The sequence below is a fragment of the Nonomuraea salmonea genome (assembly GCF_042428605.1).
Lineage (GTDB): Bacteria > Actinomycetota > Actinomycetes > Streptosporangiales > Streptosporangiaceae > Nonomuraea > Nonomuraea salmonea.
In genome coordinates this window covers 118,515-145,027 of the sequence record NZ_JBHMCF010000013.1, presented here as the reverse complement: position 1 = coordinate 145,027, position 26,513 = coordinate 118,515, and the positions used below count along the sequence as shown (strand labels likewise).

General features: G+C 71.5%; 28 protein-coding genes and 1 pseudogene. 15 read left to right on the top strand and 14 right to left on the bottom strand.

What is annotated here, in order from left to right:
* Nucleotides 1-71 precede the first annotated feature (71 nt).
* Together ACFFR3_RS18615 and ACFFR3_RS18610 are read left to right on the top strand one after the other, a co-directional pair.
* Nucleotides 72-692, top strand: coding sequence for a hypothetical protein (locus tag ACFFR3_RS18615; protein WP_364377400.1), 621 nt, complete (start codon nt 72-74; stop codon nt 690-692).
* Between the two features lie 40 nt (nt 693-732).
* Nucleotides 733-1,863 (top strand): NAD(P)/FAD-dependent oxidoreductase, encoded by a 1,131-nt coding sequence (locus ACFFR3_RS18610; RefSeq protein WP_379483521.1) that lies wholly within the window; start codon nt 733-735, stop codon nt 1,861-1,863.
* Nucleotides 1,864-1,867: 4 nt separating this feature from the next.
* Here ACFFR3_RS18610 and ACFFR3_RS18605 read toward each other — a convergent pair whose 3' ends face one another.
* On the bottom strand, nt 1,868-3,118 hold the full coding sequence (locus tag ACFFR3_RS18605; RefSeq protein ID WP_345391079.1) for an MFS transporter: 1,251 nt from the start codon (nt 3,116-3,118) through the stop codon (nt 1,868-1,870).
* 211 nt (nt 3,119-3,329) lie between these two features.
* On the opposite strand from ACFFR3_RS18605, the gene ACFFR3_RS18600 reads away from it, so the two are divergent.
* The 3 genes from ACFFR3_RS18600 to ACFFR3_RS18590 all read left to right on the top strand — a co-directional run bounded on the left by ACFFR3_RS18600 (nt 3,330) and on the right by ACFFR3_RS18590 (nt 7,297).
* Nucleotides 3,330-4,613 (top strand): hypothetical protein, encoded by a 1,284-nt coding sequence (locus tag ACFFR3_RS18600; protein WP_364377394.1) that lies wholly within the window; start codon nt 3,330-3,332, stop codon nt 4,611-4,613.
* A gap of 126 nt (nt 4,614-4,739) precedes the next feature.
* Nucleotides 4,740-6,110 carry an AAA family ATPase gene (locus tag ACFFR3_RS18595; RefSeq protein ID WP_379483520.1) on the top strand — a complete coding sequence of 457 codons (1,371 nt, stop codon included), beginning with the start codon at nt 4,740-4,742 and terminating at the stop codon, nt 6,108-6,110.
* On the top strand, nt 6,107-7,297 hold the full coding sequence (locus ACFFR3_RS18590; RefSeq protein WP_379483519.1) for a tetratricopeptide repeat protein: 1,191 nt from the start codon (nt 6,107-6,109) through the stop codon (nt 7,295-7,297). Before ACFFR3_RS18595 ends, ACFFR3_RS18590 begins: the two co-directional genes overlap by 4 nt.
* Before the next feature lie 27 nt (nt 7,298-7,324).
* Here ACFFR3_RS18590 and ACFFR3_RS18585 read toward each other — a convergent pair whose 3' ends face one another.
* Nucleotides 7,325-8,308, bottom strand: a complete 984-nt coding sequence (locus ACFFR3_RS18585) for an aldo/keto reductase (RefSeq protein WP_345391064.1) — start codon at nt 8,306-8,308, stop codon at nt 7,325-7,327.
* A gap of 62 nt (nt 8,309-8,370) precedes the next feature.
* Here ACFFR3_RS18585 and ACFFR3_RS18580 point away from each other — a divergent pair, with 62 nt between their 5' ends.
* The 5 genes from ACFFR3_RS18580 (at nt 8,371) to ACFFR3_RS18560 (ending at nt 13,534) form a co-directional block, all read left to right on the top strand.
* Nucleotides 8,371-9,249 carry a LysR family transcriptional regulator gene (locus tag ACFFR3_RS18580; protein WP_379483518.1) on the top strand — a complete coding sequence of 293 codons (879 nt, stop codon included), beginning with the start codon at nt 8,371-8,373 and terminating at the stop codon, nt 9,247-9,249.
* A gap of 37 nt (nt 9,250-9,286) precedes the next feature.
* Nucleotides 9,287-9,487: an EF-hand domain-containing protein gene (locus ACFFR3_RS18575; protein ID WP_345391058.1), complete on the top strand. Its 201-nt coding sequence runs from the start codon at nt 9,287-9,289 to the stop codon at nt 9,485-9,487.
* Between the two features lie 64 nt (nt 9,488-9,551).
* Nucleotides 9,552-10,865, top strand: coding sequence for a PucR-like N-terminal domain-containing protein (locus tag ACFFR3_RS18570; protein ID WP_379483517.1), 1,314 nt, complete (start codon nt 9,552-9,554; stop codon nt 10,863-10,865).
* A 49-nt stretch (nt 10,866-10,914) separates the two neighbouring features.
* Complete coding sequence (locus ACFFR3_RS18565; protein ID WP_345391049.1) at nt 10,915-11,847, top strand: nucleoside hydrolase; 933 nt, start codon at nt 10,915-10,917, stop codon at nt 11,845-11,847.
* Nucleotides 11,848-11,875: 28 nt separating this feature from the next.
* Nucleotides 11,876-13,534: an alpha-amylase family protein gene (locus ACFFR3_RS18560; protein WP_364377384.1), complete on the top strand. Its 1,659-nt coding sequence runs from the start codon at nt 11,876-11,878 to the stop codon at nt 13,532-13,534.
* On the opposite strand, the gene ACFFR3_RS18555 is transcribed toward ACFFR3_RS18560, so the two are convergent.
* Complete coding sequence (locus ACFFR3_RS18555; RefSeq protein WP_345391040.1) at nt 13,521-14,111, bottom strand: TetR/AcrR family transcriptional regulator; 591 nt, start codon at nt 14,109-14,111, stop codon at nt 13,521-13,523. The genes ACFFR3_RS18560 and ACFFR3_RS18555 overlap by 14 nt on opposite strands.
* A gap of 67 nt (nt 14,112-14,178) precedes the next feature.
* Here ACFFR3_RS18555 and ACFFR3_RS18550 point away from each other — a divergent pair, with 67 nt between their 5' ends.
* Both ACFFR3_RS18550 and ACFFR3_RS18545 read left to right on the top strand, forming a co-directional pair.
* Nucleotides 14,179-14,946, top strand: a complete 768-nt coding sequence (locus ACFFR3_RS18550) for an alpha/beta fold hydrolase (protein WP_364377382.1) — start codon at nt 14,179-14,181, stop codon at nt 14,944-14,946.
* 25 nt (nt 14,947-14,971) lie between these two features.
* Nucleotides 14,972-16,726 carry a bifunctional metallophosphatase/5'-nucleotidase gene (locus ACFFR3_RS18545; RefSeq protein ID WP_345391037.1) on the top strand — a complete coding sequence of 585 codons (1,755 nt, stop codon included), beginning with the start codon at nt 14,972-14,974 and terminating at the stop codon, nt 16,724-16,726.
* Here the strand turns inward: ACFFR3_RS18545 and ACFFR3_RS18540 are convergent.
* The 4 genes from ACFFR3_RS18540 to ACFFR3_RS18525 all read right to left on the bottom strand — a co-directional run bounded on the left by ACFFR3_RS18540 (nt 16,723) and on the right by ACFFR3_RS18525 (nt 20,638).
* Nucleotides 16,723-17,463: a cytochrome d ubiquinol oxidase subunit II gene (locus ACFFR3_RS18540; protein ID WP_345391034.1), complete on the bottom strand. Its 741-nt coding sequence runs from the start codon at nt 17,461-17,463 to the stop codon at nt 16,723-16,725. The genes ACFFR3_RS18545 and ACFFR3_RS18540 overlap by 4 nt on opposite strands.
* Nucleotides 17,464-17,476: 13 nt before the next feature.
* Nucleotides 17,477-18,727, bottom strand: a complete 1,251-nt coding sequence (locus ACFFR3_RS18535) for a cytochrome ubiquinol oxidase subunit I (RefSeq protein ID WP_379483516.1) — start codon at nt 18,725-18,727, stop codon at nt 17,477-17,479.
* A 97-nt stretch (nt 18,728-18,824) separates the two neighbouring features.
* Entirely contained in the window at nt 18,825-19,493 is a 669-nt protein-coding gene (locus tag ACFFR3_RS18530) for a response regulator transcription factor (RefSeq protein ID WP_345391025.1), read from the bottom strand.
* Between the two features lie 26 nt (nt 19,494-19,519).
* Nucleotides 19,520-20,638 carry a sensor histidine kinase gene (locus tag ACFFR3_RS18525; RefSeq protein ID WP_345391022.1) on the bottom strand — a complete coding sequence of 373 codons (1,119 nt, stop codon included), beginning with the start codon at nt 20,636-20,638 and terminating at the stop codon, nt 19,520-19,522.
* Between the two features lie 68 nt (nt 20,639-20,706).
* On the opposite strand from ACFFR3_RS18525, the gene ACFFR3_RS18520 reads away from it, so the two are divergent.
* Nucleotides 20,707-20,940: a hypothetical protein gene (locus tag ACFFR3_RS18520; protein WP_345391019.1), complete on the top strand. Its 234-nt coding sequence runs from the start codon at nt 20,707-20,709 to the stop codon at nt 20,938-20,940.
* 20 nt (nt 20,941-20,960) lie between these two features.
* Here the strand turns inward: ACFFR3_RS18520 and ACFFR3_RS18515 are convergent, their stop codons facing one another.
* On the bottom strand, nt 20,961-21,887 hold the full coding sequence (locus tag ACFFR3_RS18515) for a fatty acid desaturase family protein (protein ID WP_379483515.1): 927 nt from the start codon (nt 21,885-21,887) through the stop codon (nt 20,961-20,963).
* Nucleotides 21,888-22,094: 207 nt separating this feature from the next.
* Between ACFFR3_RS18515 and ACFFR3_RS18510 the strand changes: the two are divergent.
* Nucleotides 22,095-22,280: pseudogene (locus ACFFR3_RS18510) on the top strand (FAD-dependent oxidoreductase); the annotation flags it as partial.
* A gap of 26 nt (nt 22,281-22,306) precedes the next feature.
* Here the strand turns inward: ACFFR3_RS18510 and ACFFR3_RS18505 are convergent.
* On the bottom strand, nt 22,307-23,245 hold the full coding sequence (locus ACFFR3_RS18505) for a beta-ketoacyl-ACP synthase III (protein WP_379483514.1): 939 nt from the start codon (nt 23,243-23,245) through the stop codon (nt 22,307-22,309).
* Nucleotides 23,246-23,301: 56 nt separating this feature from the next.
* On the opposite strand from ACFFR3_RS18505, the gene ACFFR3_RS18500 reads away from it, so the two are divergent.
* Nucleotides 23,302-23,928 carry a TetR/AcrR family transcriptional regulator gene (locus ACFFR3_RS18500; RefSeq protein ID WP_379483513.1) on the top strand — a complete coding sequence of 209 codons (627 nt, stop codon included), beginning with the start codon at nt 23,302-23,304 and terminating at the stop codon, nt 23,926-23,928.
* Nucleotides 23,929-23,947: 19 nt separating this feature from the next.
* On the opposite strand, the gene ACFFR3_RS18495 is transcribed toward ACFFR3_RS18500, so the two are convergent.
* The 5 genes from ACFFR3_RS18495 to ACFFR3_RS18475 all read right to left on the bottom strand — a co-directional run bounded on the left by ACFFR3_RS18495 (nt 23,948) and on the right by ACFFR3_RS18475 (nt 26,443).
* Nucleotides 23,948-24,160, bottom strand: coding sequence for a hypothetical protein (locus ACFFR3_RS18495; protein WP_345391009.1), 213 nt, complete (start codon nt 24,158-24,160; stop codon nt 23,948-23,950).
* A 37-nt stretch (nt 24,161-24,197) separates the two neighbouring features.
* Nucleotides 24,198-24,548, bottom strand: a complete 351-nt coding sequence (locus ACFFR3_RS18490) for a YybH family protein (RefSeq protein WP_355415024.1) — start codon at nt 24,546-24,548, stop codon at nt 24,198-24,200.
* Between the two features lie 4 nt (nt 24,549-24,552).
* Complete coding sequence (locus tag ACFFR3_RS18485) at nt 24,553-24,870, bottom strand: DUF3140 domain-containing protein (protein ID WP_345391003.1); 318 nt, start codon at nt 24,868-24,870, stop codon at nt 24,553-24,555.
* Between the two features lie 278 nt (nt 24,871-25,148).
* Nucleotides 25,149-26,156 carry a LacI family DNA-binding transcriptional regulator gene (locus tag ACFFR3_RS18480; protein ID WP_345391000.1) on the bottom strand — a complete coding sequence of 336 codons (1,008 nt, stop codon included), beginning with the start codon at nt 26,154-26,156 and terminating at the stop codon, nt 25,149-25,151.
* Between the two features lie 17 nt (nt 26,157-26,173).
* Nucleotides 26,174-26,443, bottom strand: coding sequence for a sulfurtransferase TusA family protein (locus ACFFR3_RS18475; RefSeq protein ID WP_345390997.1), 270 nt, complete (start codon nt 26,441-26,443; stop codon nt 26,174-26,176).
* Between the last annotated feature and the right edge of the window lie 70 nt (nt 26,444-26,513).

Genomic DNA, 26,513 nt, shown 5'->3' with positions numbered 1-26,513 from the left:
ACCGATTATCCAGTGGTGACGCCGCCCTGCTGGAGGGGTACGTAAGGGCAGGGAAGAGCCGGGGGGTAAACATGCGGCAATGGTGGGTTCTCCTGCTTGCCGGGATGGCGCTGTGCGTGCTGTCGCCTGCCATGCCGCCGTTCACCGCGACCCTGGTCAACCAGGCCTCGCTCACCGCCCCCGCGAGCCCGAGCCTGGTCGAGGACACCTTCTACGTCACGCAGGGCATCGAGGTCAGCCAGACGCTGCTGCCCCGGGTCAAGGGCGTCACGTTCCGGCCCGCGTACCTCGCCTCCGGCGTCCGCGTGGACGGCAGCGGCCGGCTGTCCGGCAGGCCCGAGCGCCCCGGCACCTACGCCGTCCGCGTGGGCGTCTGCTCCGACGGCTCCTGCCAGGAGGAGAGCCTGACGCTCGTGGTGCTGGCGAACGTCCCGTGGGAGCCGCGCGAGCTGACCTTCCCCGGCCGGGCCGGCACGCCGCTCGACGGCGAGATCGGCGTCAACGGCGGCCCGAGCGGCGTGGTGCCCACCTTCACCGTCACCGACCAGGACAAGGTGCCCGCGGGCGTGGCCATCGGGCCCGACGGCCACGTGGGCGGCGTCCCGGCCGCGGCGGGCATCTCCGAGGTGCCCGTACGCATCTGCGTGGCGGGCAACTGCGCGGGCGTGGTCGTCCGGCTGATCATCGTCTGACCCTCTTGCGGGGGCTGCGGTTTGCGGTCACCGTGGAGGCATGAAATCGGTCATTGTGGTCGGATCCGGTATTTGGGGGTCGTCCTCGGCGTTGCGGCTGGCCGAAACCGGCTGGCAGGTGACGCTGGTGGAGCGGCACAGGCCGGGGCACGTACGGCAGGCCAGCGCGGGCGAGACGCGGCTGCTGCGCTGCTCGCACGGCGACGACGACTGGTACGCGCGCCTCGCCTGGCAGGCCAGGGAGGGCTGGCTGCGGTTGGGTGAGCGGGCCGGCGAGGACCTGTACGTCGAGTCGGGCATGCTGTGGTTCGCCAGGAAGCCGGACGGGTGGGAGCACGCCAGCGCCCAGGTCCTGAAAAATCTGGACATCGAGTGTGAGGTGCTCGACCCCGCCGACGGCCGTCGCTTCTTCCCCGACTTCCGCGGCGACGACCTCAGCTTCCTGCTCTGGGAGCCGAACGCGGGCGTGCTGCGCGCCAGGCGGGCCACCCAGGTCACCGCCGCGCTGGCGCAGGCCGCCGGGGTGCGGCTGGTCAGGGCGCGGGCGGTGCCGGTGGCCGGGGACGAGGCGCCGTACGGGTGCGCGGTCGAGATCGAGGGCGAGATCCACCACGCCGACCGGGTGGTCTGGGCGTGCGGCGGGTGGCTGCCCGAGCTGTTCGACGGGCTGCCGATCACCGTGACCAAGCAGGACACGCTGCACTTCGCCGCGCCGCCGCAGTGGTCGCTGCCCGAGACGCCGGCCTGGGTGGACCACGGCGCCTCCGCGTACGGGCACGGCGACGTGGACGGCGTGGGCATGAAGGCCACCTCCGACGCCGAGGGGCCGCCGTACGAGCCCGAGCACGGCCCGCGCGTCGTGGACCCCGGCAGCGTCGAGCAGGCCCGCGGCTACCTGCGCCGCCGCTTCCCGAGCCTGGCCGAGCTGCCGGTGCTGTTCACCCAGGTCTGCCAGTACGCGCTGACCCCCGACGCCGAGTGGCTGCTGGCCGAGGTCTCGCCCGGCGTGTGGGTGCTGGGCGGCGACTCGGGGCACGGGTTCAAGCACGGCCCCGCGTGGGCCGGTTACGTGGCGGGCGTGCTGGACGGCGCGTACGAGCCGGAGCCGCGTTTCGGCGACCATCCGCGCACGCCGAGCCGCGGCCTGCGGACGAGCGGCCAGACCTGGTGAGGGGTCACGCCTGGGCGACCGGAGCGGCCGGCTGAGGCGCGCGCAGGTTGCGCACGCCCGGTGAGAGCAGCGCGGCCAGCGTCGAGAGCAGGACGAGGGCCGCGCACCCCAGCAGCGCCTGCTGGGTGCCGAACACCGCCGCCGCGGGCCCGGCGAGCAGCAGCCCGATCGGGCCGAACATCAGCGAGCCGAGCACGTCGTACGAGCTGACCCGCGACAGCGCCTCGGGCGGCACCTCGCGCTGCATCGTCGTCTGCCACAGCACGCCGAACACGTCGAAGCAGACGCCGAGCACGAAGGCCGCGCCCACGATCGCCCAGAGCGGCGCGCCGACCCCGAGCGTCACGTAAGGCAGGGCGGTCGGCAGGCAGAGCAGCACCGCGACGAGGATGGGCCGGCGCGGGCGCACCCGCAGCGAGACCAGCACGCCGACGATCGTCCCCACGGCCTCGCCGGTCAGGAACGCCGACCAGGCGGCGGGCCCGCCCAGCGACTCCTTGGCCATCAGCGGCCCGAGCACGCCGTGCCCGGCCTGCACGGCCATGACCAGCAGCGAGAACTGCGCGACCACCACCCAGATCCACTGCCGCGAGCGGAACTCCCGCCAGCCGTCGCGCAGGTCGGCCAGCACCGAGTGGGCCTCCTGGCGGGCCCGCTCGCCGGGCGTGAGCCGCAGGTTGGCGATCAGCAGCCCGGCCACCGCGAACATCGCGCCGCTCACCGCCAGCGCCCAGCCGCCGCCGAACAGCACGACCGTGGCGCCGCCGAGCACCGCCCCCGCCACGCGGGAGGCGTTGGCGCCGAGGCCGAGCAGCGCGTTGCCGGTCTGCAGCCGGTCGGCGGGGACGACCTCGGGGATGATCCCGGTCAGCGCGGGGTACGTCACCGCGCTGGCCACCCCGGCGAGCGCGGCGGCGGCGGCCAGCGCGCCCAGCGGGGTCCAGCCGGTGAGCAGCATGACCGCCAGCCCGAAATAGCCGGTCGCGAGCAGGAACTCGCCGGCCATCATCACCCGCTGGCGCGGGAGGCGGTCCGCGATCACGCCACCGATCAGCATGAACAGGATCATCGGCAGCGACTGAGCGGTGAGCACCACCGACAGGGTCGTGGCGGTGGCGCCGGGCAGGTTCAGCACGCCGAACGCCAGCGCGACGGGCGCGAACGAGCTGCCCAGCATGGAAATGGTCCTGGCGGTCAGCAACAGGGAGAAGCGGCGGTCACGGAGCAGTCCGAGATCGCCGAGAAAGGAATGCACGCCACTCAACCCCCCGCTTTATGCCAAACTCCGCCATTCTGCCGCAGTTCACCGGCTCTGTCGCGGGATTAAAGGCCGGTGTACGGCGTCGACAGCGATGGTTACAGGCCGTGGAGAAATGGGGGAAGAACGCCGCTGATCTCATTGAACGTTGTTGATCGTCCGGATAGTGTGCGATATGCCCACGATCACCCCCTGGAAGTAAGGTGCCATGAGACGGCGGCTACGGCAGGTCTTCATCATCGGACTCACCCTTTCGCTCCTCGGCATCGGCGTTCCCGCGTGGTCGGAGGACGACGACCGCAGCTGCAACGACCTGATGGCCGCCGACACCCCGGCGTACGTCGTCTGCACCTGGCTGGCCAAGCCCGACGAGGCCGCCGACATCGCGAGGTTCTGGCTCAACGACGACGGCCAGAACATGATCGACGCCGGCCCCATGAACCCCATCACCATCGACTGCCAGGAGCCGGGCGCCCAGTGCCCGACCGACGGCGAGGGTGACGGCGAGATGCACGACGTCGGCGACCCCGACGTGCCGGGCGCCGAGGACGGTGGCACCCCCGAGTGCCAGAACGGCGAGCAGTGCTACGTCGACCCGACGGGCATCAGCGCCGCCGAGAAGAGCGCCGCCAAGGCCACCCCGGCCGGCCAGGCCGCGCAGGCCGCCGTCCAGACCACGATGCGCGTCTGGATCGACACCGAGCTGGCCGACGACTACAAGGCGGGCAAGCTCGCCGAGGCCGCCAAGAAGATCGCCGCGCTGGCCGTCGCGCAGCCCGGCGTCGTGGGCGTGCGGTTCACCTCGCAGCTCGGCTACAACCAGACCTTCAGCACCGCCGAGGAGCTGGACACCTTCGTCAGCGAGGCCGCGACCACGCTGCGCACGCTGCTGCCCGGCAAGAAGCTGGCCGCGCACACGGTGGTGCCGCTGCTCGGCTGCGGCGCGAACGACGCCTGCAAGACCGCGATGACCGAGAAGTACCCGCTGCTCGACCCCGAGCGCATCGGCGCCTGGCTCAGCAAGGGCTACATCGACCAGCTCGCCCTCGACGACGGCCACCTCGCCAGCCAGTACGCCGAGTGGCAGATCGACGCGAACGAGGCCCAGCGCAACCAGTGGATCCAGGTCCGCGCCCGCGCCTGGGACGCCTACGCCCAGATCGCGGCCGAGGACGCCACTCTCGCCGGCGGCCAGCTCAAGGACGAGCAGATCGACCAGGTCATCTCCGAGCGCGTCGCGACCCCGCTGCAGAACGACGCCGCCGAGACCGTCACCCTGTGGACCCGCTGGCAGGACGACAAGGGCCAGATCAAGCGGGCGTACGGCGAGCAGTGGGCCGACAACGCCACCTGGGAGCGGCTCAAGAAGCTCGGCTCCGTCAAGCCCCGGCTGGCCACCCTCTACGACCCGGCCAACCCCGAGGTCGACCAGGCCACCGACCTGAAGCACCTGTCCGAGGTGTTCGGCCAGGTGTACCTGCACGCCGCCTGACCTCACGCTCTCCGAGGCCGGACGCCCCTTCCCAGGGGCGCCCGGCCTCGCCCGTTCCTGGCCTTTCGCGGGCAGTTCGGTATCTTGCCTACTCGACCGAACACTCGCGACAGAAGGGAACGGCACGTGCCTGACGACGCCGGCCTGCAGGCACTCCGCGAGGCGGCCCGCCTGTCCCCGGACAACCTGCCGCTCCGCCAGCACCTCGCCGGGCAGCTCCTGGCCAGGGGCTACCTCGCCGACGCGGAGGCCGAGTTCAGGGCGGCGCTCGTGCTCTCGCCCAAGAACCCCGAGATCATCACCGGTCTGGCCGAGGCGTTCGTCCGGCAGAGCGCGTACGGCTCCGCGCTGGCCGCGCTCGAACCGCTGCTCGCCGAGCCCGGCTACCCGCCCAGGGCCGGGGTGCTCGCGGCCAGGGCGCTGGCCGGTGAGGGCGATCTGGGGCGGGCCGCGTACCGGTACTTCGAGGCGATCTCCCGGGATCCCGCGCTGGCCGACCCCGAGTTCGCCGCCCGGCTCAACCCGCCGCCCGCGCCGCCCCCCGTCCCCCAGCCACCCGTCCCGCACGGGCCCGCGTTGGTCACCCCGCAGCCTGGCTCGCCGCTCGCGCCCCAGAGCAACGCCGAGGTGCAGAGCTCCGGGCTGACGTTCGCCGACGTGGCCGGCATGGAGGCGGTCAAGGAGGCGCTGCGGGTCAAGCTGCTGCTGCCGATCCAGCAGCCCGACCTGTTCGCCGCGTTCGGCAAGCGCGCGGGCGGCGGCGTCCTGCTGTACGGCCCGCCCGGCGCCGGCAAGACCCACCTCGCCAGGGCGGCGGCGGGCGAGCTGGGCGCGGCGTTCGTCAACGTGGGCCTCGCCGACATCCTCGACATGTACATCGGCTCCAGCGAGCGCAACCTGCACGCCACCTTCGACCTCGCCCGCCGCAACCGGCCGTGCGTGCTGTTCTTCGACGAGGTGGACGCGCTCGCCGCCCGCCGCTCCGACATGCGCCAGGCGCACACCAGGCAGCTCGTCAACCAGTTCCTGGCCGAGCTGGACGGCGTGGACCAGAACGCCAACGAGGGCGTCCTGGTGCTGGCCGCCACCAACGCCCCCTGGTACGTCGACGCCGCCTTCCGCCGCCCGGGCCGGCTCGACCAGCCGGTGTTCGTGCCCCCGCCCGACGCCGCCGCCCGCGCCGCCATCCTGCGCATCCTGTGCAGGGACAAGCCGCTCGCGGAGATGGACTTCGACGCCGTGGCCAAGGTGACCGAGCACTTCGTCGGCGCCGACCTCAAGGGCGTGGTGGACCGCGCGGTCGAGGCCAAGCTGCAGCAGTCGATCAGCGCGGGCCGGCCGATCCCGCTGTCCACGCCCGACCTGCTCGCGGCGGCCCAGAGCGTACGCCCGACGGCCGTACGCGAATGGATGGCCACCGCCCGCAACTACGTCATGCACGCCAACGACTCCGGCGCCTGGGACGAGCTGATGCCCTGGGTCAAAGGCAAGTGGTGAAGGTCGGCGACCCGGTCGAGCGGGCGCGCACGCTCCTGCGGCTGCGGCGCCCGGCCGACGCCGAGCGGGAGCTGCGCGGGCTGCTCGCGCAGGAGCCTGAGCACCTCAGCGGGCACGCCCTGCTGGCGCTCGCCCTGGTCGAGCAGCGCCGGGTCGCCGAGGCGGTCGCCGAGGCCGAGGAGTCCGTACGTCTCGCGCCCGACCACTGGTTCTCCCACTACGCCGGCGCCCAGGTGTACTACCGGGCCCGCGACGCCGATCGGGCCATGGCGGCCGTCCGCACCACGCTGGATCTCGAACCGCAGTACGCGCCCGCGTGGGAGCTGCTGGCCCGCGTCCACATGCTCAAGGGCGAGTGGCCGCTGATGGCCGGGGCGGCGCGGCAGGGGCTGTCCATCGACCCCGAGGACACCGACCTGGTGAGCCTGCTGGCCCTCGCCCACGTCAACCAGGGCGAGGCGGAGCCGGCGCGGGCCGCCGCCGCGCACGCCGTACGGCTGGATCCCGAGAGCCCGACCGCGCACTTCGTCCATGGGCGCGTGTCGCTGCGGTTCGGCGAGGCCCGGCAGGCCGCCGACGCCTTCCGCGAGGTGCTGCGCCTCGACCCCGGCTACGGCGTCGCCAGGGACCTGCTGGTGGCGGCGCTCAAGCAGGGCAACCCCCTCTACCGGTGGTTGTCGCGGCTCCGTGGCCGGTTCGCCGGCGGCTGGCGGCTGCTCTTCCTGCTGCCCGTCGTGCCGCCGCTCGTCGCCGTCTTCATCGTGCTCGCGGTGCTGCACTGGGTGGCGTGGGTGGCCGAGGCGTGGACCACGCTGCGGCTGGCCCGGGGCAAGGCCACCGGCCTGCTGTTCGAGGGCACGGCGGCCCGCGTGGCGGCGGGCTGTCTCGCGCTCGTGGTGGTCGGCGCGGCCCTGCTCGCCGCGGGCGTCGCATTCGGCCACGAGGCGCTGGGCACCGCAGGGGTGGCCGCCATGGCGCTGGTCACCCCCGTTCAGGAGGCCGCCCACACCGGCGCACCCCGCCGCCGCACGGTCCTGTACGTCTGGTCCGCCCTCCTCGCCCTGACCATGGCCACCGGAGCGGTCTTCGCCCAGCCCGCGGTGCCCCTGCTCGCCGGCTACGCCGCCCTCGCCACGGTCTGGCTGGCCACGGCCGTCCGAGGCCGCCTCGCCACCGACGGCCTCTGAGCCCCCGGACTCAGAGGCCGCCGGCGGTCAGAGGAGGGTGGCGCCGGTGACCTTGAAGCGGGAGAGGGCGTCGTCGATCCTGGCCAGCGTGTCCTCGTGGAGGACGAGGTCGGCGGCGGCCAGGTTCTCCTCGATGTGGGCGGGGGTGCGGCTGCCCGGGATCGGCACCACGTGCTCGTCCTGGTGCAGCAGCCAGGCCAGGGCGAGCTGGGCCGGGGTGATGCCGAGCGACACGGCGAGGTCGCGTACGGGGGCGTAGCGGTTGTTGTTGCCGGCGAGGTTCTCGGCCGAGAAGCGGGGGGCGTTGCGGCGGAAGTCGTCCTCGCCGAGGGCGGTGACCGTGCCGGTGAGGAAGCCGTTGCCGAGCGGGCTCCAGGCGACGATCCCGACGCCCAGCTCGCGAGCCGTGGCGAGCAGCTCGGCGTCGATCGGCCGCCACATCGACCACTCGGTCTGCACGGCCGCCACGGGATGCACCGCGTGCGCGGCCCTGAGCTGGGCGGCCGTCAGGTTGGACAGGCCGATGTGCCGCACCAGCCCGTCGCGCACCAGCTCCGCCATCGCTCCCACCGTCTCCTCGATGGGCACGCCGGGGTCGGGATAGTGGGCGTAGTAGAGGTCGATCACGTCGATGCCCAGGTTGCGCAGGCTGTGCTCGGCGTAGCCGCGTACGAGGCGGGGCTCGGCGTTCACGCGCAGCTCGCCGAAGGCGTAGCCGACGGGCTGGGCCCGGCTCGGCTCGCCCTCGGGCACCGCCAGGCCGAACTTGGTCGCGACCGTCACCTCGTCCCTGCGGCCCTTGATCGCCCGGCCGACCAGGCGCTCGTTGTGGCCGTCGGGGCCGTAGGCGTCGCTGGTGTCCACATGGGTGCCGCCCGCGTCCAGCGCCGCCCTGATCGCGGCCTCGCCGCGGGCGTCGTCCACCTCGCCGTACGTGCCGGGTGACAGCACCATCGCGCCGTAACCGATCGCAGGGACCCGCAGGCCGTTTCCAAGAGTGCGTGTCTTCATGCCGACGATCCTGGGGCCGCGCCGGGCCGCGCGTCCAAGACCCTTTGCTATAACCGGTGGTTATGGACGTTCATTTGCGCGAGTTGCGGTACTTCGTCGCCGTCGCCGAGGAGCTGAACGTCACCCGCGCCGCCGAGCGGCTCTTCGTCTCCCAGCCCGCGCTGTCCAAGCAGCTCAGGGTGCTCGAACGGCAGCTCGGCCACCGCCTGTTCGACCGGGTGCCGAGCGGGGTGGTGCTCACCCGGCAGGGCGCCGAGCTGCTGCCGGTGGCCCGCGACGTGCTCGAACGGTGGGCGGCAGGGGTCGAGCGGGCGCGGGCCGCGGGGCCCGCCGGCACGCTCGTCATCGGCCTGCAGACCGCCGTCGGGCGAGGGCTGCAGCAGGAGGCGCTGCGGCGGTTCCGTTCGGTGATGCCGGGGTGGGAGGTGTCGCTGCGGCTGGTCGGCTGGGAGGACCCGAGCGGCGGGCTGGCCGACGGGTCGTCGGACGTGGCGTTCCTGTGGTTGCCGGTGCCGCCGGGGCTGCGGGCGTACGTGCTGGTCGCCGAGCGGCGCGGGGTCGCCATGCCCGCCGATCACCGGCTGGCCGGGCTCGCGGAGGTGCCGTTCGACGAGCTGCGGGACGAGCCGTTCATCGCGCTGCCTCCGGCGGCCGGGCCGCTGCGTGACTTCTGGCTCGCGATCGAGCATCGTTCGGGGCCGCCGGTGATCGGCGTCACCGCCGGTACGGCCGAGGCGGTGTTCGAGGCGGTGTCGAGCGGGCTCGGGGTCGTGCTGGTGGCCGAGGGGAACGCGGAGCTCTACCGGCGACCTGGGGTGACGTACCGGCCTGTTAGCGGGCTGCCTCCCGGGGAACTCGCCATTGCCTGGCGCGAAAGGGATACCAGGCCACAAGTGATGGCATTCGTCGACGCGTTGCGACACGTCACCACTAAGGTCTGACCCGACGATCGGATCAAGCGGAAGGGCGACCCCCCACATGAGCGACTACGCGACGACCTTCGACCTCATCGACGCCGACAAGGACGGCCGGATCTCCGCCGACGAGCTGGTCCGGCTGATGGACGTGCTCGGCCAGCCCGTGACGCTGGAGGCCGCCCAGGAAGGGGTGCGGAAGCTGGACAAGGACGGTGACGGGCTGATCGACGTGGAGGAGTTCGGGGCTTTCCTCCAGAGGTGATAACAAACAAGCACTTGTTTACCATTCTCCTGTTGCCTGGGTCACAATGGCGACAGGAGGGACGATGGCCAACACGAGTGACACCAGCGGCAGCCGCCGGGACGCCGTGCGCGCGCTCAGATCGGGCATCGGGCGGATCTCTGACGAGCTGACCGCGGAGATCCAGGCCCGCATCCCGGAGTACGCCCGGCCCTCGGACGAGCTCTGCACCAAGGTCGTCAGGACGGCGGTGGAGCAGGCCGTCGAAGGTTTCGTCGATCGCGTCGAGCGGCCCGGCGCGCCGTGGGACCCCGAGCCGTTCCGGCAGATCGGCCGGGCCGAGGCCGCCGAGGGCCGCACCCTGGAGCCCCTCCAGTCGGCCTTACGGCTCGGGGCCCGAGTGGGCTGGCGCCGCCTCACCGACCTCGGGCTCCCCCCGGAATGCCTGCACGACCTGGGCGAGAAGGTCTTCACCTACTTGGACGACCTCGCCCAAGCCGCGGCGGAAGGCTACGAGACGGCCAAGGCGGACGGCCCGGACGCCCTGACCCGCCACCGCGCCCACCTCCTGAACCTCCTCCTGACCGACCCACCCCCCTCTGCGGAGGCCCTGAGCACCGCCGCCCAAGCCGCCGCCTGGCCCCTCCCCACCACCGTCACCTGCATAGCCCTCGCCCCCACCCACCCCACCGCTACGAGCACCGCTCCTTTCGCGGCCCGGAGCAGCGGCAACGCCGCCACTGCGAGCCAGGCCCGCTTCGCGGGTCCGGATGCGACCGGCTCCGTTCCCTTCCCCCCTCATCAAAAGGACGGTCACCCTCGACGGCGGGATGTCCTGGTGCGGTGGGCTGCTTGTGGGGGGTTGCCGGCTGATGTGTTGGTGGGGCTTGAGCGGGGCGTGCCGTGTCTCCTCGTGCCGGAGCCCGAGGGGAAGGGGGAGGTGATCGAGCGGGTCCTGCGGGGGTGCAGGGCTGCGGTCGGGCCCGCGGTGCCCCCGATGGCGGCGGGGACGTCTCTGCGGTGGGCCTCAGAGGCGCTGGAGTTGTCGCGGCGGGGTGTGCTGCCCGGTGGGTTGCTGCGGTGTGCCGATCACATGGCGACGCTGGTGTTGTTCAAGGATGAGGAGCTGGTCAGGGCGCTGGCCCAGGCGCGGCTCGCGCCGCTCGCTCATCTGCGGCCGGCGCAGCAGGATCGGCTGGCCGAGACGCTGCTCGCCTGGTTGCGGCATGGCAGGGGCGCCGGTGAGGTGGCGGCGACGTTGCACGTCCATCCGCAGACCGTGCGTTACCGGCTTCGGCAGCTCGAAGAGCTGTACGGCGACCAGCTCGCCGACCCCGACATCCGCTTCGAGCTGGAGATCGCGCTCAGGGCCAGGCAGGCCGCCACGCCCGCCCGCTGACCTCGCCGTTCCCCTGGGCGGACCGGGCCCACGGGCCTAGCATGGGGCGATGCCGACACCCGTGATCCTGGACTGCGACCCCGGGCACGACGACGCCTTCGCGATCTGGCTGGCGGCCGGGGACCCCGCGATCGATCTGCGGGCCGTCACCACCGTCGGTGGCAACGGCCGGCTCTACCACACCACCTACAACGCCAGGGTGGTGATCAGCCTGGCGGGCATCGAGGGGGTGCCGGTCGCGCCGGGCGCCGACAGCCCCATGGTGCGGCTGCTGAAGCCGGCCGAGTGGATCCACGGGGACAACGCGCTGGGCGGGCCGGAGCTGCCGAAGCCCACGGTGGAGGCCGACGCACGCTCGGCGATCGAGCTGATCAGGGACACGCTCGACGCCGCCGGCGAGCCGGTGACGATCGTGGCGACCGGGCCGCTGACGAATGTGGCGATGTTCGCCCGCACCTGCCCCGACCGCCTGCCGATGATCAGGGAGGTGGTCTGGATGGGCGGCTCGACGGGCAGGGGGAACGTCACCCCGTACGCCGAGTTCAACGCCTGGACCGACCCCGAGGCGGTGGCGATCGTGCTGGGCACGGGAGTGCCGTTCACGATGGTCGGGCTGAACGTCACCCACCAGGTCCTCGCCACCCAGGAGGTGATCGCGCGGATCGAGGCGGTGGGCAACAGGACGGCGGCGTTCGGGGTGGAGCTGCTCAACTTCTTCAACTCCACGTACGAGACCGACCAGGGCATGCCGGACGGCCCGCTGCACGACCCGGTGGCGGTGGCCCTGGTGGCCAGGCCGGGGCTGGTGACGACGGTCCGCACCCGCGTGGACGTCGAGCTGCACGGCACGGAGACCTCGGGCGCGACCTGCGTCGACCTGCTGGGCAAGCTCAACCGCCCGCCCAACGCGAACGTGGCCACCGGCGTGGACGTTCCGGCGTTCTGGCAGCTCGTGGAGGACGCCGTACGCACGCTCGCGTGACGGCGGACGCGCTGGGTAGCGGAGCCGGATGCGACTGACGTACACCTCCGACGTGTGGTGGAAGAACGCCGTCGTCTACTGCCTGGACGTGGAGACGTTCAAGGACGGCAACGACGACGGCGTGGGCGACTTCCGCGGCCTGACACAGCACATCGACTACCTCGCGGGCCTGGGCGTGACGTGCCTGTGGCTCATGCCGTTCTTCCCGACCCCCAACAAGGACGACGGTTACGACATCACCGACTTCTACACGGTCGATCCCCGGCTCGGCACGCTGGGCGACTTCGTGGAGTTCATGCGCACGGCGCACGACCGGGGCCTGCGCGTGATCGCGGACCTGGTCGTCAACCACACCTCCGACCAGCATCCGTGGTTCGTGGAGTCGCGGTCGAGCCGGGAGTCGCCGCTGCGCGACTGGTACGTCTGGAAGGACACCCCCGAGCCGGAGCCGGACCAGGTCGTCTTCCCCGACAAGGAGGACAGCGTCTGGGAGTACGACGAGCGCACCGGCCAGTACTACCTGCACAGCTTCTACCGGCACCAGCCCGACCTCAACGTGAGCAACCCGCAGGTCAGGGACGAGATCACCCGCATACTCGGCTTCTGGATGGAGCTGGGGCTGTCGGGGTTCAGGGTGGACGCGGTGCCGTTCCTCATCGACAACGTCGATCCCGAGCTGGCGGACCCGCACGAGTTCCTGGCGGACCTGCGGGGGTTCATGACGCGGCGCATGGGCGGGTCGGTTCTGCTCGGCGAGGTGAACCTGGCCTACAAGGAGCTGATGGCGTACTTCGGCGACGGCCTGGGCGACCAGCTCACCATGTGCTTCGACTTCGTCGGCATGCAGAAGGCGTGGCTGTCGATGGCGCGCGGCGACGCGCGGCCGCTGGCGGCGGCGCTGCGCGAGCGGCCGGAGCCGCCGAAGGACTGCCAGTGGGCGATGTTCCTGCGCAACCACGACGAGCTGACGCTCGACAAGCTCACCGACGGCGAGCGGCAGGAGGTCTTCGCGGCGTTCGGGCCTGACGAGGACATGCAGATCTTCGGACGCGGCCTGCGCAGGAGGCTGCCGCCGATGTTCGGCGGGGACGAGCGGCGCGTGAAGATGGCGTACAGCCTGCTGTTCTCGCTGCCCAGCACGCCGGTGATCTTCTACGGTGAGGAGATCGGCATGGGGGAGAACCTCGCGGAGGAGGGCCGCATGGCGGTCCGCCTGCCCATGCAGTGGTCGCAGGGCGGCGGCTTCAGCAGGGCCGAGCCGGTGCGCCCGATGGCCGAGGGCGAGTTCGGCCCCGCGCACGTCAACGTGGCGGCGCAGAAGCGGGACCCCGGCTCGTTACTGCGCTGGTTCCAGCTCCTCATCGAGCGCTACCGGGAGTGCCCCGAGCTGGCGTGGGGCGCGTACACGGTGCTGGACGGCGGCCCCGACGCCGTGCTGGCGCACCGCTGCGACGCCGACGGCGCCACGGTGGTGGTCCTGCACAACCTGTCGGACGCGGCGCAGGACGTGGAGCTGCACCTGGAGGGCCTGGAGCGCTGCCGGCTGACGGACCTGCTGGTGGACGGCACGCTGGAGGTGCCGGACGACGGCGTCGTACGCCTGACGCTCGACCCGTACGGTTGCCGCTGGCTGCGCGCCTCGGAACCCGAGGTCTCGCCCGAGGACGCCTCGGTCAAGTCGCGGTGACGGCCGGCCAGGCGGCCATGGCGCGGTCGGCGACCGCGAGCAGCTCGCGGAGGGAGGCGCCGTCGCGGGCCTGGGTGGACATGCCCTGGATGATCGCGGCGTAGAAGGTGGCGAGCCCGTCCGCGTCGGTGCCGGGCGGCAGGCGGCCCGCGCTGACGTCGTCGTCGATGCGCTGCTTGATCGCCGCCTTGGTCGCCTCCCTGAACCCGCGCAGCAGCTCGACCACCTCGGCCGACTCGCAGTTGACGGCGGCACTGATGATCATGCAGCCGTGCGGGTGTTCGGGGCGGGAGTATTCGCCGGCCGCGTCGCGCAGCACGCGCTGGACGGCCTCGCGGGCGGTGGGCTCCTCGGTCAGGGCGCGGGCGGCGAAGGCGCCGTAGGTCTCCTGGTAGCGCTGGACGGCCTCCTCGAACAGGCGGCGTTTGTCGCCGAAGGCGGCGTACAGGCTGGGCGGGTTGATGCCCATCGCGGTCGTCAGCGTGGCGACGGAGGTGGCCTCGTAGCCGTGCTGCCAGAACGTGCGCAGCGCGCTCTCCAGCGCCTCGTCCCTGTCGAATGCTCGCCGTCTGGCCATGCGGCAATTCTATAGCGGTCGCTATGCTATTTTTCTGTAGCGATCACTAAAGCAAGGAGACGTTCGCATGCCTGTAGCCGCTCACGCCCTGGGAGACGTCCACTACCGCAAGGAGGGCAGCGGGCCCGGCCTGGTGCTGGTGCACGGCGCGTCCGGCGACGCGGAGAGCAACTACGCCCACCTCATGCCCGGCCTGTCCGACATCCGCACCGTCATCGCCCCCGACTACGCCGGCAGCGGCCGGACCTTCGACCACGGCGGCGACCTCACCCTCGACCTGCTCGCCGGCCAGGTCGCCGCCACCTTCGAGGGGCCGTCGGACCTGGTCGGGTTCTCGCTGGGCTCGGCGGTCGCGGTCACCATCGCGGCCCAGCGGCCGGAGCTGGTCAGGCGACTGGTGCTGATCGCGGGCTGGACCCACCTCGCCGACTCCCGCCTTGAGCTGGGCCTGCGTACGTGGGCCAGGCTGGCGGACACCGACCCGGAGAGCTATGCCGCGTACGGGCCGCTCATGGCCTTCAGCCCCGGGTTCGTCAGCGAGGTCGGCGTGAAGACCCTGATGGCGGGGGACCCGCCGCGCGGCGCCCTGCGCCAGATCGACCTGGCCCTGCGGGTGGACGTCAGGGACGCGCTGCCGAAGATCACCGCGCCGACCCTGGTCGTCGGGGCGGCCAAGGACTACCTGATCCCGGTCGAGCACTCCCGCGCGCTGCACGCGGCCATCCCGGGCAGTGCGTACGCCGAACTCGACAGCGGTCACGTGGTCCTGCACGAGCGCCCGGAGGAGGTCACCCGGCTGATCAGGAATTTCGTCACCAATGAGACCAACGGGTGATTCATCCCAGTTACCCTCGCCAACCATGCAGACCTCACGACTCGCCATCGCCGGAACCGCCGCGCTCAGCGCGCTGGTCCTGGTGGCACCCCCCGCGCAGGCCGCGAAACCGGCCAAGACGGTCACGGTCACGGTCATGGGCACGTCCGACACCCACGGGAACACGCTCAACTGGGACTACTTCAAGGACGCCGCCTACACCGACAGCCAGGGCAACTCCATCGGTCTCGCGAAGGTGTCCTCCCTGGTCAACAAGGTCAGAGCTGAGCGGGGAGCGGATCGTACGCTGCTGTTCGACTCGGGTGACACCATCCAGGGCACGCCGCTGGCCTACTACTACGCCAAGGTCGAGCCGATCACCACGACCGGCGTGATCCACCCGATGGCCAAGGCCATGAACGCCATCGGCTACGACGCCGTGACCCTGGGCAACCACGAGTTCAACTACGGCCTGCCGCTGCTGGCCACCTGGATCAAGCAGATGAAGGCGCCCGTGCTGGGCGCGAACGCGGTGCACGCCAAGACCGGGCTGCCGGCGTACAAGCCGTTCGTCATCAAGACGATGAAGGTCAAGGGCGACAAGCCGATCAAGGTGGGCGTGCTCGGCCTCACCAACCCCGGCGTGGCCATCTGGGACAAGGCGAACGTCGAGGGCAAGCTCCGCTTCACCGACCTGGTCGACTCGGCCAAGAAGTGGGTGCCGATCATCCGCGGCCAGGGCGCGGACGTGGTCGTCGTGACCGCGCACGCGGGCGACGACGGCATGTCCTCCTACGGCGACGCGCTGCCGGTCGAGAACGCCTCCGCGATGGTGGCCGAGCAGGTGCCGGGCGTGGACGCGGTGCTGTTCGGGCACGCGCACAACGAGGTGCCGGAGAAGTTCGTGACGAACAAGGTCACCGGGCAGCAGGTGCTGCTCAGCGAGCCGAGCAAGTGGGGCCAGCGCCTGTCGGTGCTGGACTTCGAGCTCGCCAAGCAGCGCGGCAAGTGGGTGGTCACCGGCAAGTCGGCCACCACGCTCAACACGAACACCGTCGCCGAGGACCCGAAGATCGTCAATCTGCTGAAGCCGCAGCACGAGACCACGATCGGCTACGTCAACAAGGTCGTCGCGCAGTCGGCGCAGGAGCTGTCGGCGGCCGAGTCGCCGTACAAGGACACGCCGATCCTCGACTACATCCAGCACGTGCAGGTCGAGACCGTGAAGCAGGCGCTGCCCGACAGCACGCTGCCGGTGCTGTCGATCGCCGCGCCGTTCAGCCGCAGCGCCGTCTTCCCCGCCGGTGACGTGCGGGTCAGGGACGTCGCCGGTCTGTACGTCTACGACAACACGCTGATGGCCGTGAAACTGACCGGCGCGCAGATCAAGGAGTACCTGGAGTACAGCGCCAAGTACTTCAACCAGCTCGCGCCTGGCGACCCGGTGGACGTCTCCAAGCTCACCAACGCCGGCAACACCCCCGACTACAACTACGACCAGCTCTCCGGCGTCTCGTACGACATCGACGTCGCCAAGCCGGTCGGCCGGCGCGTCGCGAACCTGACCTACGACGGCGCGCCGGTGCCGGACGACAAGGAGTTCGTGGTCGCGATCAACAACTACCGCCAGTCGGGCGGCGGCGGCTTCCCGCACGTCACCGGCGCCGAGGTGGTCTACAACGCGCAGGTGGAGATCAGGCAGGCGCTCATCGAGTACGCCACCGCGCAGGGCACCATCGACCCGGCCGACTTCGCCGCCTCCAACTGGAAGCTGACCAGGGACGGCCAGCCGCTGTTCTAGAGGTAGGAGGGCCCGCTGACCCGGTGCCGGAACGTCCACCACACCCATGCCTGCGCCGCCACCAGGAACGGGAGCAGGGTGAGGACGATCGGCACCAGCAGCGGCCCCGACGTGCCGGGCTCCAGCGGCAGCCGGAACCCGGCCAGCATCCCCACGACCAGCAGCGCCGCGGACGTGAGCGCGTACGTACGTGCCTCGCCGGCCCCGCCCGAGGTCACGGCCGCTCGCCCGCGCAGCTCGCCGCGCAGCCGCAGCGCCGCGAACGCCAGCCCGTGCGCGCAGAACAGCGCGGCGACCACCAGCGCGGGCAGCAGCGCGACCGGCCCCTCGATGCCGAGCAGCACCCCGGACAGGATCACGCCGAGGCTGACCGCCAGCCCCCAGCTCCCCGCCACGATGGCGCCGTCCCAGAACGCCTGCCAGCGCGCCCCGGGCACCCGCCCGCGCAGCCACAGCCCCATGTCGCGCACCACCCACGCGAGCAGCAGCGTCACCACCATCCCATAGTTGCCGTGCAGCAGCTCGCCCTCCAGCCGGGGGAACAGCCCGGCCAGCACCCCGGCCGTGGCCACCAGCCACACCTCGTTGCCGAGGAAGAACGGCGCGATCGCGGCGATCACCTCGCGCCGCTCGCCCGGCGTCCTGCCCAGGTACGGCAGCGCCATCCCGACCCCGATGTCGGCACCGGCCAGCACGAGGTAACCGAGCGCGAAGAAGGCCAGTACGAAGATCTCCATGTGCGGGGGGCTCCTAGAACGAGGGGACGGGGACGGGCGTCTCGACCGGCCGGTCGCCCAGCGCCACCGCGCCGGGGCCGCGACGGGCGTGCCTGGCCAGCAGCCAGGTGTTGACCGCGATCAGCACCGCGAAGACCGTGGCGAAGGCGAGCACGGAGAACATCGCCTGTGCCCTTGTGACCGGCGACATGGCCTCCGACGTGCTCAGCAGCCCGTACACGACCCACGGCTGGCGGCCCATCTCGCGGAAGACCCAGCCGCCCAGCATGGCCACGAACGGCACCGGGATCATCAGCGTCAGCACCCAGTGCCACAACCGGAACCGGTAGACGGCGGGCTGGATGAGCATGAGCAGGAAGCTCGGGCCCGCCACCGCCATCATGAGCAGCCACAGCATGATCATCACCAGGCCGCCCGCCCGGACCCAGCCGACGTCCGGCAAGTAGTCGCCGGGCCCGAGCCTGGCGACCAGCTCCGCCTGGAGTGCGGCCAGCCGGTCCGCGTCGCCCGACCAGGCGGCGGACTTCGCGGGCTGCAGCGTCTGGAACGAGATGCCGCCGATGACGGCGTTGAGGAAGGTCGCGGGCAGCGCGACGCCGATCCCGATGCGCAGCGACTTGCGGAACAGCTCCCACTCGGGGGTGCGGCGGCGCAGGTGGTAGGCGCTCACCCCCGCCATGAAGAACCCGCCGACGATCAGCCCGCCCACCAGCACGTGCCAGAACGCCGCCTGCGCCGCCGGGTTGGCCACCATCGCGCCGAAGTCGGTCAGCCGCAGCCGTCCGCCCTCCACCACGTGGCCCACCGGATTCTGCAGGAAACCGTTGGCGACCAGGATCCAGAACGCCGACGCGTACGCGGTGAGCGTCACCACCCAGATGAGCGCCAGGTGCGCCCACCGGTTCAGCTTGTTCCAGCCGAAGATCCACAGGCCCAGGAACGTGGACTCGACGAAGAACGCCACCAGCGTCTCGATCGCCAGCGCCGAGCCGAACACGTCACCCGCGTAGTTCGTCAGCCCGCTCCACGACAGCCCGAGCTGGAACTCCATCACCAGCCCGGTGACGATGCCCATCGCGTAGTTGATGATGTAGAGCTGGCCCCAGAACCGGGTCATCCGCAGGTGGACGTCCTTGCCCGAGATCGTCGCCGTGGTCTGCACGACCGCGAGCAGGGTCGCGAGGCCGAGCGTCAGCGCGACGAACAGGAAGTGCGCGCCCGCGGTGAGCGCGAACTGCAGGCGGGCGAGGTCGAGGGTGTCCATGCCGTCGAGCCTCCGCCCGCGGCATCGCCCGCCGCGTCCGTCCACGGCGGGCAGCCGGCGTACCTCCTGGGATGACAGGCGGCCGCCGGCGTACGCCTCAGGGAGTAAGCCAGCCCGGGGTGATCATGCCGGCCTCGTACGCGATGACCACGAGCTGCGCCCTGTCGCGCACGCCGAGCTTGGTGAGGATGCGGCTGACGTGCGTCTTCGCGGTGGCGGGGCTGACCACGAGCCGGGCCGCGATCTCGTCGTTGGACAGGCCGCCCGCCACCAGCGTCATGACCTCGCGCTCCCGCTCGGTGAGCGCGTTGAGCTCGGGGCCGGGGTCGGGGCGCTTGACCCGGCCGGCGAACTCGGCGATGAGCCGCCGGGTGATCGACGGCGCGATGAGGGCGTCGCCCCGCGCCACCACCCGGACGGCGTGGATCAGCTCGGCCGGCTCGGTGTCCTTCACCAGGAAGCCGCTCGCGCCCGCGCGCAGCGCCCCGTAGACGTAGTCGTCCAGGTCGAACGTGGTCAGGATGATCACCTTGGCGTCGCCGAGCGCCTGGTCGCCGGCGATGCGGCGGGTGGCCTCCAGGCCGTCGAGCTCGGGCATGCGGATGTCCATGAGCACCACGTCGGGCCGGTGCTCGCGGGCTCCGTCGATCGCCTGGGCGCCGGTGGCGGCCTCGGCCACCACCTCGATGTCGTCCTCGTCGCTGAGTATGGACCGGAACCCGGCGCGTACCAGGGTCTGGTCGTCGGCGAGCAGTACGCGGATCATCGAGCCTCGTTCGTGAGCGGGGTGGGTCATGGGGTGAGGGGGAGGCGGGCGGTGACGCGGAAGCCGCCCTCTGGGCGGGGGCCCGCCTCAAGCGTGCCGCCGAGGGCGGTGGCGCGTTCGCGCATGCCCTGGATGCCGTAGCCGGTGCCGCCGTCGTACTGGGTGCCCGGACCCTCATCTTCCACGCGGATGATGATATTTCCGGACTTGTTGGTGACAGTGAGGGTCGCCTGGTCGGTGCCCGCGTGGCGGGAGACGTTCGTCAGCGCCTCCCTGATGATGCGGGCGGAGGCCAGGTCGACCTCGGTGGGCAGCGCGTCCAGCGGGCCCGACGTCTCCGTACGGACCCGCAGCCCTGACGCCTTGACCAGCTCGTCCAGCAACGCGAGCCCGGCGGCGGGCCCGGTCGGCGCGTCCTCGTCCACCTGCCGCAGCACGCCCAGCGTGGTGCGCAGCTCGCGCAGCGTCTCCTTGCTGGTGTCCTTGATCGTGCGCAGCGCCGCCTCGGCGTCCTCTGGCCGCTTCTTCAGCCCGTGCAGCGCCGCCGCGGCCTGCACGTTGATCAGGGAGATGTTGTGGCCGATCACGTCGTGCAGCTCGCGCGCGATGCGCAGCCGCTCCTCGCCGGCCCGCCGCCTGGCCTCTTCCTCTTTCGTGCGCAGCGCGTCGAGCGCGAGCTGCCTGGCCGCTTCGAGGTACGCGCGGCGGTTGCGGGTGACGCCGCCGAACGCGATGGCGGCCACCACCCAACCGGCGATCATGATGAACATGCTGTCGTCCACGTGCCGGACGCCGCCGCTCTCGCCGTAGCCCATGGCCAGCAGCGCGGCCGCGCCCGTCGCCACGGCGGCGGCCAGGTGCCCCCGGTCGGCGGCGGTGTAGAGGGCGACGAAGATCACCACGAGGAGCGGCCCGTCGAGCTTCGCGTACGGGTAGTAGGCGACGGTCGAGGCCGCCGCCACGATCACCGCCGCGACCGGGTGCCGCCGCCGCGCCAGCAGCGCGCCGCAGGCGGCCAGCGGCAGGACGACGTCGAGCGCGTTGAGCTCGATGGGGCGGCGGGCGACGTAGGTGGCGACGAGGCCCGCCAGCACGGCGGCGCAGATCGCGAGCGACACGATCGTGCCGGTGGAGAGCCTCGACATGGCTCCCATTCTGGACGTTGCCCCCACTTCCCGGTAATCGGGCGGGTACTGCTGGGTAGAGCCCGTGCATGAGCACCAAGGACGAACTCCAGCGGATCGAAGCGGATCTGGCCCGGCTGCGCGCCGAGAACCAGGAGATCCGCGACCAGATCAGGGACATCGGCGCGACCGATCAGGTCGAGATCGGGGCGATGATCAGCCAGGCGGACGAGCAGGTCGAGCTGATCGCCGACCTCGAACGGCGTCGCGACGGGCTGCTGCAGAAGCTGGAGTCAGGAGGCGATGAGGAGGGCACCCGCTGACCGGCCGCCCTCCTGGGAGGTCAGCCGACGGCCGCGGCCGGGGGGCGGCGTAGGGCGGCGCCCACTTCGTGCAGGTGGGACAGCGCCTGCCCGTACGACTCGAACAGGCCGGTCTGCAGGTAGCTGACGCCGATCTCGGCGCAGTAGCGCTCGACGATGGGCTGTGCCTTGCGCAGGTTGGGCGCGGGCATGTTGGGGAACAGGTGGTGCTCGATCTGGTAGTTGAGCTGGCCGAGCGCGATGTCGGTGAACCAGCCGCCGCGCACGTTCCGCGAGGTGAGCACCTGCTTGCGGAGGAAGTCCAGCTTGTCGTCCTTGGTGAGGACGGGCATGCCCTTGTGGTTGGGTGCGAACGTACTGCCGAGGTAGACCCCGAACAGGCCCTGGTGCACGATCAGGAACAGCACCGCCTTGCCGGGCGAGAGCACGGCGAAGACCGCGCCGAGATAGATCACGGCGTGCACGACCAGCAGGGTCAGCTCCAGCTTGCGGCGCTTGGCGGCCGGGTTCAGCAGGGCTTTGAAGCTGGCGATGTGCAGGTGCCAGGCTTCGAGCGTGAGCAGCGGAAAGAACCAATAAGCCTGGTATTTCGCGATAAATCTTGGCAAGCCGGAGCTGCGCGCCACCTGATCCTCCGACCAGACGATCACCGCGGGGGAGACGTCGGGGTCGTGGTCCTCGTGGTTGGGGTTGGCGTGGTGGCGGTTGTGCTTGCTGGTCCACCACCCCCAGCCCAGGCCGACGCCGAGATTGCCGATGATCAGGCCGGCGACGTCGCTCGGCCGCCGCGTCCTGAAGACCTGGCGGTGGCCGAGGTCATGGGCGAGGAAGCCGAGCTGTCCGAAGACCACCGCCAGTACGGCGGCCAACAGCAGCTGGAGCCAGGAGTCGCCGAGCCAGGCGAACAACGCCCAGCAACCGGCGTACACGACGGCGGCGATGGTCATCCGCACGGCGTAGTAAACAGGGCGCCGGTTCAGCAGGCCGGCGTCGGTGATGCGATGGGCTAGTCGGGCGAAGTCACTGCCTCGAGTGTCGATCGTGCCGGGACTGGCCACAGGTCTCCTTACTTCTTACTTCGCGGTGCAAGTTGCCCTAACCATCGCGCATCCATCGCCAAACCGGAAGGACGCCGCGTATCCCTCGGCGCTGCCATGCCCGGCCCGGGCTCGGCAGCCGATGACAGAGATCCGGCAGCGGGCACCGGCATCGTCACCGGTATGACCAGCGTACTCATCGTCGGCTCAGGGCCGACCGGACTGACCCTCGCCATCGAGCTCGCCCGCAGGGGCGCCGACCTGCGCATCGTCGAGCGCTCGCCGCGGCCGCCCACCGGCGTGCGCGGCAAGGGGCCTGCAGCAAAGGCTCAGGGGCAGCGGACGACCATCCCCGCGTACGACAGGTTGCCCCCGAACCCGAACAGCAGCATCGGCGCCCCAGCAGCCACCCTCCCCTCCTCCAGCAGCTTCGACAGGGCGAGCGGCACGCTGGCGGCCGAGGTGTTGCCCGACTCCACGACGTCCCTGGCCACGATGGCGTTGACGGCGCCGATGCGGGCGGCGACGGGCTCGATGATGCGCAGGTTCGCCTGGTGCAGGACGACGGCGGCCAGCTCGTCGGGACGCACGCCGCCCCGCTCGCACGCCTGCCTGGCGATCTCGGGCAGCCGCGTGGTGGCCCACCGGTAGACGGTCTGCCCGTCCTGGGAGAAGCGGGAGGGAACGCCTTCGATGCGGACGGCGGTGCCCAGCTCGGGCGCCGACCCCCAGACGACGGGCCCGATCTCCGGCGTCTCGGCCGCGGCGACGACGGCCGCGCCGGCCCCGTCGCCGGTCAGGACGCAGGTGGTGCGGTCGGTCCAGTCGGTCACGGACGTCATCATGTCGGCCCCGACGACCAGGGCGCGGGTGGCGGCGCCGGCCCTGATGGCGTGGTCGGCCTGGGCGAGGGCGTGCGTGAAGCCGGAGCAGGAGGCGCCGACGTCGATGAGCGCCCCGCCCCGTACGCCGAGCCGCGCCGCCACCCGCGCGGCCACGTTCGGCGCCCGCTCGGTCTGGGTGCAGGTGGCGACCAGCACGAGGTCGATCTCGGACGCGTCCATGCCGCTCGCGGCCAGCGCCTGGGCGGCGGCGCCGGCGGCGAGGTCGGTCACCGTCTCATCCTCGGCGGCGACGTGGCGGGTGCGGATGCCGACCCGCTTGGTGATCCACTCGTCGCTGGTGTCGACCATGGCGGCCAGGTCGTCGTTCGTCAGTATCTTCGTGGGCTGGTAGTGGCCGGTGGCGACGAGTCGTGATCCAGTCATGCCGGGGACTATAGCAACCGAACGTTCGGACGCTAATCTAGGTGAGGGAGGTACAGGTGAGTCCACGCAAGTCGGTCGCCGAGGCCATGGGGACGCGGGCGGCGATCCTGGATCGGTCGGTGGCCGTCGCGTCCAAGGAGGGCCTGGAAGGGCTGACCATCGGGCGGCTGGCGGCCGAGCTGGGCATGAGCAAGTCAGGCGTGCTCGGGCACTTCGGCTCCAAGGAGGCGTTGCAGCTCGCGGCCCTGGGCCGGGCGGGGGAGGTCTTCCGCGCCGAGGTCTGGGAGCCCGTCGTCGCCGTCGCTCCCGGGCTGCCTCGGCTGCGGGCGCTCTGCGCGGCGTGGGTGTCCTACCTCGAACGCCAGGTCTTCCCCGGCGGGTGCTTCTTCGTGGCGGCGGCGCACGAGTTCGACGGCCGGCCGGGGGCCGTGCGGGACGCGGTGGAGTCGCTCTTCGACGCCTGGCGGGCGCGGCTGCTCAAGGAGATCGGCCGGGCCGTGGCCGCCGGCGAGCTGCCTGAGAGCACGGATCAGGCCGGGCTGGCGTTCGAGCTGACGGGCCTGGCCATGGCCCTGAACCACGCGATCCAGCTGCACCGCGACCCCGAGGCGGCCGCCTGCGCCCGCCGCGCCTTCGCCGCCCGCCTCGGCGACCCCGCGAAGGCCGGCGGCGATCACCCCTGAACGGGAGGGGTGGGGCTGGTCAGGCGGTGGCGAGGCGGTCGAAGAGGGCGAGGGCCGCTTCGCGCACCTCGGCCGGCGTCACGCCGTCCAGGGTCTTTCTCGCGTCGTCGATGTCGCGGGTGGTGGCCAGGGTGATGGCCACGGACGTGGCGGCGGCGCGGTCGATCGATCCCGTCGGGGCGGCGTCGGCCATTTCCTGGGCGCTCGCGGCGAGGTCGAGGTTGTCTCTCAACGGATCTCCTCGGGTGAAGACGGTTCGGCCCATTGCATCACTTGAGGTCGTGCTGCATCCACCATTCGGTGAATTCCCGGCACCGCCCGTCGGGTCCGAATCGGATCACCCATAGATTGCTGTACGTTTTGTCCGGATATGTCGTAACTCCCTGGATGATGCTCACATCGTCCGTCACGCAAACCGGATGCCATTGAAAGTCTGCCTCGCCAGGCTTGTCCTGCCGGCCCAGCCACTGCGAGATGATCTCGTCGCGCCCCTGCCAGGGCCTGCTGAAAGGCTCGGGGTAGTAGACCGCGCTCTCGGTGAACAGCGCGGCGATGTCATCGGGGTCATTGGAGTTCCAGGCTCGGACATACCCCTCGATCCAGGGACGCGGCTCGATCACGGAGTCATCCTCTCAAGGGGTCGTGGCCCACGGACATCAGCTCCCGCCGTGAGTCGTCGTCCGTACGGTCGCCCATGGTCTCGACGATCTCCACGACCCGGCGCATGACGTCGAGGTCGGCCCCGGTGAGGTCGCCCTTCCGCTTGCTCAGGACGTGCAGCACGCCCCGGCCCAGCTCGTCGATGCCGAGATCGGGGTCGGCGGAGAAGCTCTCCTCGCCGGAGGCATCGGCGAGCAGGTAGGCGCGCAGCTCCTCGGAGTTCATGTTGACGGTCCGGTGGAACTCTTCCCACAGCATGTCGGTGTCAAAAGCCTCAGTCATACTCGCCCGCCTACCCGGTCGGCTCCGCCTTACGCTCGCCCTTGACCGTGCGCGGAAGGTTACGATTCGCTCCCTTTCAGATCACGTTCGGGTACAGAGGTACTCACAACACCTCTTCCTTACTCAGTCGGTTCGGAGCCGTCTCCGCGCGGGGGACGCGGGGGCGGCTCTCCTGAGACTCGCCGCGGAGGAGGGGACGGCACGTGCCGCGGGCCAGGGAGAGGCGGTCTGCCAGCCGTCTCGCCCGCCGCTCGCGGCACGTGCCGCGCAGGGACGTCTCAGGCGACGGGGCCGGTGCTGCCACGCGGGGTGAGGCTGGCGGCGCGGTCTTCGTACGGGGGCACGCTCTCGCCCGCGATGAGGGCCAGCAGGCGCTGCGCCGCGTGCGCGCCGTAGGCCGGGATGTCGCGGGTGAGAGCGGTCAGCGGCGGGCGTACGACCTGGGCCAGCGGCGAGTCGTCCCACGCCACGATGGACAGGTCGCGCGGCACCTCCACCCGCATCTCCTGCGCGACCGAGAGCCCGGCGACGGCCATGATGTCGTTGTCGTAGACGATGGCGGTGGGCCGGTCGGGGGAGCTGAGCAGCCGCCTGGTGGCCCGCGCGCCCTCCTCGCCGGTGTAGTCGGTGTGCACGATGACGTGCTCGGCCACGCCCTCGCACGCCTGCACGAACGCCTGGTCGCGGACCGCGGTGTGCACCAGCGCGGGCAGCCCGGCGACCCGGGCGATGCGGCGGTGGCCGAGCGCCACGAGGTAGCCGACGGTCTCGCGCACGGCCTCGCCGTCGTCGGACCAGATGGCCGACAGCGAGCCCGACTCCGACGGGTGCCCGATGACGACGACCGGCATGCCGAGCCGCTCGAGCTCGGCCACCCGGGAGTCGGCGTAGTGCAGGTCCACGAGGAACACGCCGTCGATGCGGCTCTCGCCCCACCAGGTGCGGTAGACCTCGCTCTCCTGCTGGTGGCTGGTGACCACCTGGAGCAGCAGGCCGTAGGAGCGGTCGGCGAGCACGCCCTCGATGCCGCTGATCAGCTCCATGAAGAACGGCTCGACGCCGAGGATGCGGGCGGGCCGGCAGAGCGCGAGCCCGACGCAGTTGGCCCTGGCGCCGTTGAGCGCGCGGGCGGCGCTGTTGGGCCGCCAGCCGATCTCCTCGGCGATGGCGACGATCCGTGCCCGCGTCGCCTCCGACACCCCTGGCTGGCCGTTGAGCGCGTAGGAGACCGCTACTTTGGAGACCCCCGCGCGGCTGGCGATGTCGGCGATCGTGGGACGTTTCACGGACCGATATTAACCGCTTAAGCCGCGTGCCAGGGCTTCGCTTCCTGCGTCTCCTTGGCGTCGCCGGCCACGCGCAAGGCGTACGTCGGCCGCTCGGCCCCCTCGACGGGCCCGAGGTAGGCGTGCCCGGTCATGTGACACCACGCCGGCAGGTCGACGGGCGCGGCGGGATCGGTGGCGATCAGGTGGATCACCGCGCCGGGCCCGGCCTCGCGCACGTGGCCGCGCAACTCGATGAGCAACTGCACGCACAGCTTGTCGCCGCCGTCCACCACGAGATCAGGCATGCATATAGGAAACCACTCCGCAGATCGCGAGCAGGCACCGCCCTCAGCAGACGCCGGTGTTCACCGGCGC